A 13,646-nucleotide genomic window follows, 5' to 3' on the forward strand; every position below is an offset into this window, starting at 1 on the left:
ATTTCATAACTCACTTAATAGATGATCTATTTGAGTATTCCCAATATCTAAACCGCCGGGAGTAAGGTTCGGGTACACGCTGTTCTTTGATAGCGGCGACTGCAACTTCAATTAACGAAAAGTCGGTTCATCGTCTTAAAAAACGACTTTTTTTATTCAAAAACATTGATTATATTTGTATAACAAGTTCATTGACTATCTGTTACGAGTGCTTTTATGATGCAAATGCAATCAAATGACGTCTAATAAAATGAGACCCATTCGGTTACCATTTTCATAAGGAAGCTTGATAACTTTAACATAATCAACCCTTTAAGGGGTGGGATAATCATCCTGCCATCCCGACTACACAGGACAAATCAGAATGGCTTCTGATTTGTCCTTTTTTTTTGCTCGATAATTCGCTGTCCATCAAGTAAATATATTTTATTACCTCGTTTACCCTACCGGTTCGAAGTACCCCATTTTCAATCTCCATTTTATCAGGAAACACAACACCCACGATTTCGCGCTTTTTATCTATATCCCCGATACTATAGGCGTATTCCAGTTTAAGTAGGTTATTTAACCCATTATCCAATAAATCTTCAATATCTATCTTCTGCAAATTCAATTCATCGAGCTTGCCATTAAGGATTTCCAGCTTACGGGCATTCAACGCCTTTGCATCCATAAAATCTTCCGGGTCGATTTTTTTACTCGACACCAATTCTACCATATAGGCGATCTTTTCTTTTATCTCTTTAATTTCCTGATTGATCTGGGTTCGTTCGTCCAGTAAATGCGAAGTTTGGCTAACCCAAATATCATGAACGGTCATTTTAAACATTTCGATAACATCTTCCCTGGGTGTAAACTTTTTTAATTCCTGATGGAACTGGTCATTTAAACTATCAGCACGAAACCTGAAGTTGCAGCCGTTGTAGCAGTGGTAATAAGAATAATAATCATGGCGGCCTTTTGAAATACTGCCTGATAGAATTTTACCGCACGATGGGCAGTTCAGAAACCCTCTCAGTGGCAAAGTTGGCTTAGATATGATCTTCGGCAGATAAGTGCGTTTACGGCCATCTAAAACGTCTTGTACCGTTTCAAACAGGTTCTCTGATATTAACGGCTCATGTTGTGCCTTTACAAATTGGCTCTCATCATCTTTGTATTTTGGAACGAAGATCTTACCGCAATACACCGGGTTACGGATCGCAAACCAAAAAAGACTTTTAGCGCCAGTGAAGCCTCTCTCTTTAGCGGCCTTGTAAATAGCCTCTGTGTTATAAGTTTCTTTTGCTATTTCTTCAAAAGCCCAACGTAAGACACTTGCTTCCGGCTCACGGATACCAATATACTTACGTCCGTATTCATCTGAACGGTTGATATAACCAAAGGGAGCTTTGCCCATATACCGGCCTTCCTTCCGTGCACGGCGCATACCGTGAATTACGTTTAATGCCCGGCGGTCATTTTCTACTTCCGGAGCAGCCAGGTAAAAGGCCAGCATCATCTTATTTTCAGGCACTGTCAGGTCAAGAGGTTGTTCAATCGCTTGCGGCTCTACTCCCAGTTTATTAAGCATGCTGATCATTTGATAAGCGTCCCCTGCATTACGACTGAACCTATACCATTTTAGAAAAAGAACTAAATGACTTTTTCCCTTGTGCCGTTTCAAATGTAAAAGCAGCACTTTCCATTGTGGCCTATTGAATGTTTTAGCGGAATGATCTTCATAAATCACTTTCCTCACCATAATATGATTAACCAGACAGTATTTTTGCAGCATCTCTTCCTGATGCCTTTGGGAGAACCCTTTTTCCGCCTGCTCGTCTGTGCTTACCCTGATATATAAATCTGCAATTTTCATTGTTTTAAGTGCTGTTCCACCACTAATTTAGCTAAAAAGTATAGTAAATTCAATACTTTTTCGGCTGTTTCTATGCTTATTTCTTCACCTCGTTTTTGATAAAAGTCGACGACTTTTTCGACGGTCAGTGACCTTTTCTCCTCATTATACGCCAACATAGTTTTTCGTTTGTACAATTATCCGTTAGTACGGTCAAGCGTTAGGACAAGTAGCCTTAAATAAATTTTCCGTCAAATATGCCGTCAGGTACATGTGTTTTAAAGGCTTATTAAATTTTAGGCAACTTGCCTAACCCTTAAAATCCCCCTTCCGACTTTTGACTATCTAATCAGATAGTCATGAAGAATACCGAAGTCATACCCGATCTTAAAGGCCGTAAATTCAACGGCCACCTTACCAAAATCAAACGTATCCGCACCGAGCCGCGTCAGCGGATCAGGCAACTTTTGCGCTCCTTTGTTCCGCTCGATCTGCCAGGCCAAAGGCCGGGGCAACAACAGCAAATTCCATAACAAACCGGGGCCGCAGGCTGCCCGGTTTCCGTTTTAAAAGCGTCCATTTTTCGGAGAAAAAAATGGAGCAAGCGGAAGTTGGGCAGAGCCCTACTTTGCTTGCCCTACGCTTCGCTGCGGGGGTATTAAGCATTCTCCGGGAATGCTTAACCGTGTTAAAGATATATTGCAAGCCGATTTTAGCATTCCCCCAGGAATTACAACAAACATAAATTCATTGTTATGCCACAAGCAAACGATTATAAAAAGACAGTCAAGTACACTGAGGAAACGGATGAGAAATTGCAGAAGCTGGCCGATCAGAGTGGACGTACCAAGCGCGAGTTTTTCATCCAAATGGTAGAATACTTTTACCGGACTAAGAAAGATCCAAAGGACATTAATGACGAGCTTCTGAAAAAGACGCTGGCCAAAAATCACGATACCTATATCCGTTTTATCAGGGCACAGGAGGAAAAAGTACTAATACCGGTTAAAGTGGAAGTTGACCGGATGATACAATCACAAATTAAAATTTTAGATTTCTTTAATAACCATGTATTAAAGGCGAATCAGGATCTATTAAGCAACCAGCAAACGCAGGTGCAGAAATTCACAGAAACGGAAAAGCTATTAAAAATCATTGCCGAGAAACTGGAAACCAAAGAGAGCCTTAAACTCAAATTTCTGTACATCCTGAACAATTACAATAAGGCCAGGGAAAGTTTCGGCTTTACGACACCGGCTAAAGAAAAGGAAGATCTATTAAACTTTACAAGGCAACAGATTGCCAAACTCTAAATAATGTATATCAATATCACCGATAGCGAAACAACGGATAATAAAGGCGGTAGCAGCGCCTTGGTTCATTACTTAGATAAAGAGAATCGAATAAATCTTGCCAAACAGCAGGAATACTGGTTTAATCAGGAACGCAGCAATATCCTTTCCGATGAAGTAAGACCGGCGATTGATAACAACATCGCCAAGTTAAGTAAAGGGGATGCCAAGTTTTTCCTGGTCAATATCAGTCCAAGCCAAAAAGAGATCACTTACCTCAAAGAAAAGTATGGCGAGGATTGTGCCAAAGAACAGCTCAAAGCTTATGCCTCATCTATTATGGATGAATATGCCCGCAACTTCAAGAGGCCGGGCATTGAAAGCGGCAAAGACCTGCTATGGTTCGGCAAGCTGGAAAACTACCGCTATTACAGCCACAAAGACCCTGAAGTAAAGCAGGGCCTTAAAAAACGGGGTGATCGTAAGGAAGGCGAACAAATGCACGTACAGGTCATTGTCAGCCGTAAAGACATTACCAACAAGATCAAATTAAGCCCCATGAATAAATCCAAGGGCAGCAATACGGAGCATTCCAAAAAAATGGGACAATTTGATCGTTCAGCCTTTAAATCATCAGGCGAAAGATTGTTTGATGACAAGTTTGACTTTGAACGTGGCTTAACCGAAACTTTCAGGTATGCCAATGCTCAGAAAAAAGGCGGTTTGGATGAGCGGATAGCCCTTCAAGCAGAAAAGCAAAATCAAGAATCAGTAAGAAAATCAAGACCAGCAGAGCAACAAGGCAGGAAAACCATAGTGGATAAACTATCTATTTCACTATTAGATAAAAGCAAACCATCGGTCGGTCTTTTGGAAAGGGAATCCAAAACTAACCTGCCGGACTTATTATCCCAGGCGTCGGATAACCTGTTACAGCCCCTTTTGGGCAATCCGAACAAAAGCGATAGCGCCCCTTTACTACCACGCAAGAAAGGCAAACGGCGCAAAGGCATGGGCCTTTAATCATCATTTAAATCATTAAAAACTACAGCTATGCAAACCGGCGAAGATATACAAGGATTAAGAAAGATCATTGATTTTACACGGCTAATCAGCCTGTCCATTTTAAGCATTCATTTCTATATCAGCTGTTATGCTGCGTTTCAGCATTGGCACTGGACAGCGGAAATAACCAATCGCATGATTTTGAATATTAGTAAAACCGGGTTATTCGTTGGGATGCTTAAACCTAAGCTGGCCGCTTTGCTGCTATTATTTATTACGCTTATTGGTGCCAAAGGCAAAAAGGACGAAAAGATCAGGAAAGATACCATTGCCATGTATATAGGTGCCGGATTGCTCTTATACTCTATTAGCGTATTATGTTTTTATCTTAATGCTACTGCAACAATAATAGCAATCAGTTACATAGGTATAACCAGCTTAGGATACCTGCTTATTTTAACAGGCGGTGGCCGCTTATCCCGCTTACTTAAATTGAACTTGCAAAATGATATTTTCAATACGGAGAATGAAACTTTCCCGCAAGAGGAACGATTGCTGGAAAATGAATATTCGGTAAACCTCCCAGCAAAATATAACCTGAAAGGTAAAGTACGTAACAGTTGGATAAATTTCATTAACCCGTTTCGGGGCCTGTTAGTGGTGGGTACACCCGGAGCGGGTAAGTCTTATTTCGTTATTCGGCATGTAATAGACCAGCATTTAAAAAAGGGTTTTAGCATGTTCATCTATGATTTTAAGTTTGACGACTTAACGAAGATAGCCTATAATAAACTGGAAAAGTATCAAAAGAACTATAAAGTAAAACCCAAATTCTATCTGATCAATTTTGATGATCTGTCAAGGACACACCGGTGTAACCCGCTTGACCCACAGAGTATGGATGATATTACAGATGCGACCGAGGCATCCCGTACCATCTTGTTAGGCTTGAACCGCGAGTGGATAAAAAAACAGGGTGATTTCTTTGTGGAAAGCCCTATTAACTTTTTAACCGCCATCATCTGGTATTTGCGGAAATATGAGAACGGCAGGTATTGTACCCTGCCGCATGTTATTGAGTTAATGCAAGCCGACTACGAGGAACTGTTCCCGATATTGAAAGAGCAGGAAGAAATTAAGGTGTTGATCAATCCTTTTATATCTGCTTTTCAGAATAAGGCAAAGGAACAGTTAGAGGGACAGGTGGCCAGTGCCAAGATTAGCCTGGCCCGCTTATCTTCACCACAATTGTATTACGTGCTATCCGGTAATGATTTTACGCTGGACATCAACAATCCGAAGGAACCCAAGATTGTTTGCATGGGCAATAACCCGCAGAAGCTGCAAACCTACGGGGCGGTACTATCACTTTACATCTCCAGGGTAATTAAACTGGCTAACCGTAAGAATCAACTAAAGAGCAGCCTGGTCTTTGATGAGTTTCCAACCATTTACTTTAATAATATTGATAGCCTGATAGCAACGGCACGTTCAAACAAAGTCGCCACCACGTTGGGTATACAGGATTACAGCCAGTTAAAAAAAGATTACGGTCGTGAACAGGCCGAGGTTATTATGAATATTGTCGGTAATATCATCAGCGGGCAGGTTACGGGCGATACGGCCAAGCAGCTATCTGAGCGTGTGGGTAAGATCATGCAGGAACGCAACAGCGTGAGCATTAATAACAGTGATACTTCGATTAGCAAATCTACACAGTTGGACTATGCCGTGCCTGCTTCAAAGATTTCCGGCCTTTCATCCGGTACGTTCGTGGGTATGGTAGCCGACAATCCAGATGAAAAAATTGAATTGAAAGTATTTCACAGTGATATACAAAATGATCATGCGGCTATCAAAGCTGAGGAAGATGGTTACGAGCCTGTTCCGTTAATTGATAACGTTACCGCATTGGATATACAGGAAAACTACCTGATGATCAAAGCGGATATTCAAAACCTGATAAATACAGAGATTAGCATTTTAAGAAAAAGAAAGGTTGCTGAAACTACGGAACCGGTTAACCGTGAAAGTAAGGACGAAAATAATGGAGAAACGAACGGAGTGGCGATGTCTATATGATTTTTTTGATCTCTGGTTCGAGCTCAGTCTGGGGAACAAAAAATAGGCTGTTCATAAATCAAACCGACCCTCTGAGAATTGGCTGTAGGAAAATTATCTCCATCAGGTGGGCGCATTAGTAAAAAGACCATCTTGCAGCAGGTATATTCAATTTGACAAACAGATGAAACATTAGCAAAGATATAAATTGTATCAAATGATACAATTTATATCTTTGTAGCCTGTACCGATAAAATGTTTTCCCGGTCAATCGTCTTTATAAGCAGATGAGATATATACTCTTTACCTTTTTACTTGTGATCCTGCTTGGAGCAGATCCGTATTTTTATCAGGCAGTCCAAACCCTGACATCAAACACATATGTTCTTCGGTCATACTGGCTTATTGATATCTTCGTAATCGCCTGGATAGTGGTCGCCCAGCTGTTCCCCCTTCCGGAGAAATTGTCCAAATTATTAAAGTCGGGTTCTATGGCGCTTTTCCTGATTGTTCTGGTACCTAAGGCATTTGCCATACCTGTATTGCTGATCGAAGACCTCTTCCGCGCTTTCCACGCCTTTCCGCCACGCGCAGCCTGGGTAAGTGAGGTTGCAATAGCTATCGCAGCCATACCGTTCTTTGGATTTATCTACGGCTTGACCGGTGGACGCCACCGGTATACCGTTCACCGCGAAACCCTTTATTTTAAGGATCTGCCGCCGTCATTTAATGGATTTACCCTGACACAGCTATCAGATATTCATTCCGGCAGTTTTTCAAACCCTAAGGGCGTGGAAAAAGGAATTCAAATGGTCAATGCGCAAAAAAGCGACCTGGTCCTTTTTACCGGAGACCTTGTCAATAACCAGGCGGCGGAAATGGATCCCTGGATCCCTTATTTCGCACAGGTCAAAGCGGCTTATGGCAAGTATTCCGTTCTGGGTAATCATGACTATGGCGATTACATCAAGTGGGATACGGAAGCGGAAAAACACCGTAACCTGGAACGCCTGAAAGAAGTACACAAGGAGATCGGCTTTAGCTTACTGCTTAACGAAGCCGTGTCGATCAATAAAGGCGGTCAGCAAATCTCCCTCATCGGTGTGGAAAATTGGGGCAAAGGTGGTTTTCATAAGTATGGAGACCTGGACAAAGCCGCGTCAAACGTAGCACCGGGTGTTTTCAAAATACTGATGTCGCACGATCCCTCTCATTGGGAAGCGGTAACCCTTGCACACCGCGAGCATATTCATCTTACCCTTGCCGGGCATACGCACGGCGCGCAATTTGGCCTGGAAATATTCGGGTTTAAATGGAGCCCGATAAAATACGTCTATAAACAATGGGCCGGCTTGTATGAAAAGTTCGGGAAATTTCTTTATGTTAACCGTGGGTTTGGCTTTTTAGGCCTTAAAGGCCGGGTAGGCATATGGCCGGAGATCACCGTCATTACCTTAAAAACAGCAGCGTGATCACCTTTACAGGCAACAAATTTAAATTCAACAGCATCGTCATTCCTTAAACAGATCATCGCGTCATGGCACAATTTCCGTTTTATCTTGGTTTGGTACTTGTTATTTTATTGCTCATGATGCTGGCTAAAAAGCTCCGTGTCGCCTACCCGGTTCTGCTCGTATTGGCAGGCCTGCTCATCAGCTTTATTCCGATGATCCCCAAGCTGCGTATTGACCCTGAACTGATCTTTATTATTTTTCTGCCCCCGTTGCTGTATGAAGCGGCCTGGGCTATCTCCTGGAAAGAACTGTGGCGCTGGCGGCGGATCATCAGCAGTTTTGCTTTTGTCGTGGTCTTTATCACTGCGCTTACCGTGGCCTTCATCGCCAATCACTATATACCGGGTTTTTCATTTGCCCTCGGGCTGTTATTGGGTGGGATCGTATCGCCGCCCGACGCGGTCAGTGCCGGGGCCATATTGAAATTTGTTAAACTTCCCAAAAGAATGTCCAGTATCCTTGAAGGGGAAAGCCTGATGAACGATGCCTCATCGCTGATCATATTCCGCTTTGCATTGATCGCCGTAGCCACCGGGCAGTTTGTATGGCAGGATGCCGCAATGAGCTTCAGCTGGATGCTGGCTGGCGGCGTCGGGATCGGTTTACTGATAGCGGTAGTCTTTATGAAAATGCATAAATATTTGCCTACCGATGCCAATACGGATATCATTTTCACCCTGATCACACCTTATGTAATGTACATCTCGGCAGAGGAGTTGCACAGTTCCGGCGTACTCGCTGTCGTAGCCGGGGGATTATACCTATCCGCAAAGCGGTTCCAATTTTTAAGCGGAAGTTCCAGGCTGAGGGGAAGCAGTTTTTGGGAAAGCCTGAGTTTTCTGCTGAACGGGATCGTATTTATGCTCATCGGCCTGGACCTGCCGGAGATCACCGCGGGACTTGGATCGGTCAGCCTGCTGGCAGCTACCGGTTATGGTGTGCTGATCACGCTGGTGCTGATCATTAGCAGGCTGATCGCTGCTTACAGCGCCATGCTGGTCACACTGATCGCAAAAAACTTCATCAAGGTTGCAGAGACCCGTAACCCCGGCCCAAAAGTACCGTTCCTACTGGCCTGGTCAGGTATGCGGGGTGTAGTCTCCCTGGCCGCGGCATTATCAATTCCTCTGCAACTACAAGGCGGTGCTGCCTTTCCCAGGCGTGACCTCATCCTGTTCATTACTTTTGTGGTTATCCTGCTTACCTTGTTGATCCAGGGACTGAGCCTGCCTTACCTGATCCGGAAGTTTGACCTTCCTGATGTAGATCAGGAAGGTAGTGATGAGGAAATTGAAAAAGGCCTTCGGCAAGGCATGTCGGACATCGGTCTTCGTCACTTACAACAGGAATGTGCCTCCCTTTTAGACACAGATCCGGTGTTGCGGCAAATGGCGATAAAATGGCATAACCAGGCCTATCCAAATTATGAACGCCCAATGACCAATGAGGTGAAAGCGATATGGCAGACAATCCTTGATAAACAAAGGAAATGGCTTTTAGAAAAGAACGGTTTGGAACCCGGTTTAAATGAAGATATTGTCCGGAAGCAACTCCAGTATCTTGACCTGGAAGAAGAGCGGTTGATGTTCATCTAACATTGATGCCAGAATCAATTTCAGTTCAGGAACTTTTCCCGGTACTCCGTCGGTGTCAGTCCGACCTCTTTTTTAAATAACCGTGAAAAATACGGCGGGTTTTCGAAACCTAATTGGTAAGCTGTTTCTGCCACGGTTTTATCGGTACTCATCAAAATATTTTTTGCTTCTTTTACCAAAGCAATGTGAATATGTTCGAGAGCTGCCTTTCCGTTCTCCTGCCTGAGCAGGTCGCTCAGGTACCGTGCAGATAATGACAATTGCGATGCCATGTATGTTACTGTAGGCAACCCGTTTTTTTCCAGGTTCCCGGATTCAAAATAGCACTTCAATATTTCCGAGAACCTGGAGGTTATGGTTCCGGATAATACCGCCCGGTTCAAAAACTGACGCTTGTAGAACCTTTGTGCGTATTTCAATATTGACTCAATATGAGACAGCATGATGTCTTTACTGTAATCATCCTGATTATTATTGTACTCATGACGGATCTTATCGAAAACGTCCCAGATGATCTCTTCTTCCTTCGGTGACAAATGCAATGCCTCGTTGGCCTCGTAGTCAAAATAACCGTATTTTTTTATGGCTTCATGAAGCGGATGTCCTATAAGGTAATCTTCATCGATGTAAATCATAAAACCGCGCTCTGTCAGCTCCAGGTCATTCATGCGGATAATCTGGTTAGGCTTGAGAAAGAACATGGAGCCGTTGTCATGATCATATTTCGTTTTTCCGTACATCACCGTACCTGACTTGATCTTTTTCAAAGCGATCTTGTAAAAACCCATGGTGAATTCCGTATGCGCGAAAACACAGCCTCTGATATCGTCAAAGGTGACCAGCCCGAGCAAGGGGTTTTCCGGAGGCGGAAATCCATTGATCGTGTATAATTCAGCGATTGTCTGAAAATGTTTCATTTTTTATATGTTAAAGATTATCATTTTTTTACAGATAAACTAAAAGTAGTATAACCTATACGTTAAGTGATCCTTAGATTGTGGCATTAAAGAGAAAACCCCGCCAAAACCAGCGGGGTTTTCCTGACCTATCAATATAAGGGTTATATCATCGATAGCACCGCAGCGATCTTTTCATCGCTATGCGGCGAATACCTGAAATCAGGCTCATTGGAAACAGGTTTTTTAAGTACGCTCTTGTAATGGGAGAAAGAACGGAATCCCGCTTCACCATGGTAGTTACCTATCCCGCTGTTTCCAACGCCGCCAAAGGGCAATGCGCCGTTGGCCAGGTGCATGATCGTTTCATTGATCGCGCCACCACCGAAGGAAACCTCAGATAATACTTGTTGCGTAGCCGTGTCGTCAGCTGTAAACAAATACAACGCCAGTGGTTTAGCCCTTAGCTTGATCTCCTCGATAATGTCATCCAGGTTTTCAAAGGACATCACAGGCATCAGGGGGCCGAAGATCTCATCCTGCATGATCTTGTCCTCCCAGGTAACATTGGTCATCACAGTAGGCTCAATGATGCGGCCTTCAATATCATAGCTGCCGCCTAAGATCACTTTTTGCTGATCGATCATGCCGACCAGACGCTCCGTATTTTCCACGGTTATAATGTTCGCAAAATTATTGTTCTCTATGCGGTAGTCCGCCCTGATGATCTCCTCTTTTACTAATTCCAGGAATTGCGCCTCTACCGTATGGTGAACATAAATATAGTCCGGCGCGATACAAGTTTGCCCGCCATTGATAAATTTCCCCCAAACCAGCTTTCTGGCTGCATTCTGCAGATCTGCATCCGGCAATACGATTGCCGGGCTTTTTCCGCCTAATTCCAGGGTTACCGGGGTCAGGTGCTTAGCTGCTGCCTGGTAAACGATCTTGCCGACCGGCACGCTGCCTGTAAAAAATATCTTATCGAATTGTTGTTCCAGGAGGGCATTGGTTTCCACCCGTCCGCCTTCAACTACTACAAAATACGCGGGATCGAAATTATTGTTGATTAATGCTGCCATCAGTTTGCTGCAATGTTCAGTCTGACGGCTCGGCTTCAGGATAACGGTACAGCCGGCTGCGAGGGCTGCTACCGCCGGGGACAGGGTCAGGTTCAAAGGGTAATTCCAGGCACCGATGATCAGGCTGACGCCCAATGGCTCCGGCACGATAAAGCTTTCACCGGGCTGATTGAAACCGTCTGTCGTTACTGTTTTGATAGCGGCCCACTCTGCCAGATTTTTCAAAGCGTCGTCAATTTCCTGGTGAATGATAAATAACTCGGTGACAATATTCTCAAAAGTGCCCTTTCCGAAATCTTTAAATACAGCTTCATTTAGCTGAACGGTATTTTCTTTCAGGATACCCTTTAATTTAGTTAACTGGGCTATCCTGAATGCTACGGGTTTGGTTGCATTACTGTTAAAATAATCCCGCTGTGCTTTTACTAATTCTTCCATGTTGTGCTGATTAAACCGGCCAGGCCGGTGATGTTTCTTTTAATAATTGATGTGGTTTACTTCAGGTCTTTCATGATGGAACCTTCATACATCTTCGGTGCATAATTTTGAAGGAACACGATCATTCCGGACATTTTACCAACCGGGTTAAGCATTTTAGGCTCTTTAGTGGCGATCAGTTTTTCCATTGCGGCAACCACAGCCTCAGGGCCCGGTGCGGCCTCCATGCTTTTCTGTGCATTGGTATTAACTTTATTCCTAAAAGTATCATAATCCGAAATATTGCCTTTTGCGCCCTCTGAATGCTCGCCAAGACCTGTTTTGAACCATAGCGGCTCGATCATGCTGACATTGACATTAAACTGCTTCAGTTCGAACCGGAGCGATTTGAAATATCCTTCGAGCGCGTGTTTTGAAGCTGTGTAATAAGACAATCCCGGAGGGCCGATGAGCCCGACAATGGAACTGATGGTAATGATCTGTCCTGACCTTTGCTTTCTGAATATGGGTAGTAAGGCGTTGGTAATATTAACGGTACCCCAGAAATTGGTTTCGAACTGTTTTCTTCCCAGTTCCACCGGCGTTTCCTCCGCAAGGCCCATCAGCATATAACCCGCATTATTCACGAGTACGTCGATCTTGCTTGCTACCTGAGACAGTTCTTTCTGGAATGTACTGATCGAATTAGGATCTGCGATATCCAGCGCCAGCAATTTAAAAGGTACTTTACCTGCGTATTTCTGTGGTTCCCGGCTGGTGCCAATCACGTTGAACCCTTTTTTGTGTAAGTTGTTGGCTAACAACAGGCCAAATCCTGAGGATGCGCCTGTAATTAAAATCGTTTTTTTCATTTGAATTTTATTTAAGCTTCATGCTGTTGCATTGCTGCATCCCAGCCTGATGGTTTATGATTATTTTTTTTGTAATTGCTTGTTGGCTTCACCGATATAGTAACCCATATTTTTCTCCACCTTCAGGGGGCCAACATCATTCAGCATCTTTCCCAATACAGGAATACGGAGGTAAAGGCCGGGCCACGATAATGATTTCTGAAATTCAATTTGAGAATTCAGGATTTCTGATTCTGTTGGAGAAGCAGTTGCATTGATCTGCTGTTTAACCGTAATCAAAGCTGTTTTATCAAAAGTTGCGATGCGCCTGGCCAGGCCTAAAACAAAACTGTCCAACTGATTGTCGGGTATAGCCCGTGTTATCCAGCCGTATCGTTCGGCCACATCCGCGGTATAGTCGTCAGCGCTGATCAATATTTCCAATGCGCGGTCCCTGCCGGTTAGCCTGGGTAATTGATTGGTGCTGCCGCCACCCGGGAAAAGTCCTACACCAACCTCCGGTTGATTGAACACCGCCAGTTCTTTGCTGGCATAACGCAGATCAAAGGCAAGTGCCAGTTCATCGCCGCCGCCCTGGGTACGCCCCCTGATGGAAGCAATGGTGATAAAAGGGGCTTTGGCAAGGTTTGTCACCAGCTCCACCCAAAGCGGTTTGCCATCCGCGCCTGTTTGCTTAACAAAATTCGGAAACTGGCCAAGGTCAAAATGGTTGTAAAAATAACCGGCTACATCGCTGGAAAATATGACCACTTTAATGCGCTCATCCTTGCTTAATTCTTTAACGGTCTCGTTAAGGCTGGAGATCGTTTCGGGGATTATAACGTTCACCGGCCCGTTGGCAAACTTTACTTTACAAATTTCAGGGGTCAGGTGCTCAATGCTGATGGTTGATTTCGCCGGTTCCTGCGCGTTAGCCGAATTGATGAATAGCAGTGCTGCAAATAGTACGCTAATGGTTTTTTTTAAGTTTTTCATGTTTTAAAGTGTTTTTTTTTAATGTGGATGCAGGTCAAACTCCAGAAATGGTGTCAGCATGGCTTTTAGCTTAATTAGCTTTCTCCCCCGGCTGTGCAAT

At 43.8% G+C, this 13,646-nt stretch carries 11 protein-coding genes; 6 read left to right on the forward strand and 5 right to left on the reverse strand.

The features are described from left to right. Nucleotides 1-328: 328 nt before the first annotated feature. A complete protein-coding gene (locus Q0R52_RS15725) occupies nucleotides 329-1,858 on the reverse strand; it encodes a recombinase family protein (RefSeq protein ID WP_295795927.1) in 1,530 nt (509 codons plus the stop codon). A 338-nt stretch (nucleotides 1,859-2,196) separates the two neighbouring features. Between Q0R52_RS15725 and Q0R52_RS15730 the strand changes: the two genes are divergently transcribed. The 6 genes from Q0R52_RS15730 (at nucleotide 2,197) to Q0R52_RS15755 (ending at nucleotide 9,304) form a co-directional block, all read left to right on the forward strand. Next, a complete protein-coding gene (locus Q0R52_RS15730; RefSeq protein ID WP_295795930.1) occupies nucleotides 2,197-2,370 on the forward strand; it encodes a hypothetical protein in 174 nt (57 codons plus the stop codon). A gap of 222 nt (nucleotides 2,371-2,592) precedes the next feature. After that, nucleotides 2,593-3,150: a BfmA/BtgA family mobilization protein gene (locus tag Q0R52_RS15735; protein WP_295795933.1), complete on the forward strand. Its 558-nt coding sequence runs from the start codon at nucleotides 2,593-2,595 to the stop codon at nucleotides 3,148-3,150. Nucleotides 3,151-3,153: 3 nt separating this feature from the next. After that, nucleotides 3,154-4,152 (forward strand): DUF5712 family protein, encoded by a 999-nt coding sequence (locus Q0R52_RS15740; RefSeq protein WP_295795936.1) that lies wholly within the window; start codon nucleotides 3,154-3,156, stop codon nucleotides 4,150-4,152. Nucleotides 4,153-4,182: 30 nt separating this feature from the next. Beyond that, a complete protein-coding gene (mobC, locus tag Q0R52_RS15745; RefSeq protein ID WP_295795938.1) occupies nucleotides 4,183-6,216 on the forward strand; it encodes a conjugal transfer protein MobC in 2,034 nt (677 codons plus the stop codon). A 266-nt stretch (nucleotides 6,217-6,482) separates the two neighbouring features. After that, the gene (locus Q0R52_RS15750; RefSeq protein WP_295795940.1) at nucleotides 6,483-7,667 is read left to right on the forward strand and encodes a metallophosphoesterase; all 1,185 of its coding nucleotides are present in this window, start codon (nucleotides 6,483-6,485) and stop codon (nucleotides 7,665-7,667) included. Nucleotides 7,668-7,732: 65 nt separating this feature from the next. Then, nucleotides 7,733-9,304, forward strand: coding sequence for a Na+/H+ antiporter (locus Q0R52_RS15755; RefSeq protein ID WP_295795941.1), 1,572 nt, complete (start codon nucleotides 7,733-7,735; stop codon nucleotides 9,302-9,304). A gap of 20 nt (nucleotides 9,305-9,324) precedes the next feature. On the opposite strand, the gene Q0R52_RS15760 is transcribed toward Q0R52_RS15755, so the two are convergent. The 4 genes from Q0R52_RS15760 to Q0R52_RS15775 form a co-directional block, all read right to left on the reverse strand. After that, nucleotides 9,325-10,221, reverse strand: coding sequence for a response regulator transcription factor (locus Q0R52_RS15760; RefSeq protein WP_295795944.1), 897 nt, complete (start codon nucleotides 10,219-10,221; stop codon nucleotides 9,325-9,327). 143 nt (nucleotides 10,222-10,364) lie between these two features. Further along, nucleotides 10,365-11,720, reverse strand: coding sequence for an aldehyde dehydrogenase family protein (locus tag Q0R52_RS15765; protein WP_295795946.1), 1,356 nt, complete (start codon nucleotides 11,718-11,720; stop codon nucleotides 10,365-10,367). Nucleotides 11,721-11,776: 56 nt separating this feature from the next. Beyond that, nucleotides 11,777-12,571 (reverse strand): SDR family oxidoreductase, encoded by a 795-nt coding sequence (locus tag Q0R52_RS15770; RefSeq protein ID WP_295795948.1) that lies wholly within the window; start codon nucleotides 12,569-12,571, stop codon nucleotides 11,777-11,779. A gap of 60 nt (nucleotides 12,572-12,631) precedes the next feature. After that, a complete protein-coding gene (locus Q0R52_RS15775; RefSeq protein WP_295795950.1) occupies nucleotides 12,632-13,546 on the reverse strand; it encodes an enoyl-CoA hydratase/isomerase family protein in 915 nt (304 codons plus the stop codon). Nucleotides 13,547-13,646 lie beyond the last annotated feature (100 nt).

Origin of the sequence: Mucilaginibacter sp. (genome assembly GCF_025359345.1) — a bacterium.
Classification (GTDB): Bacteria; Bacteroidota; Bacteroidia; order Sphingobacteriales; family Sphingobacteriaceae; genus Mucilaginibacter.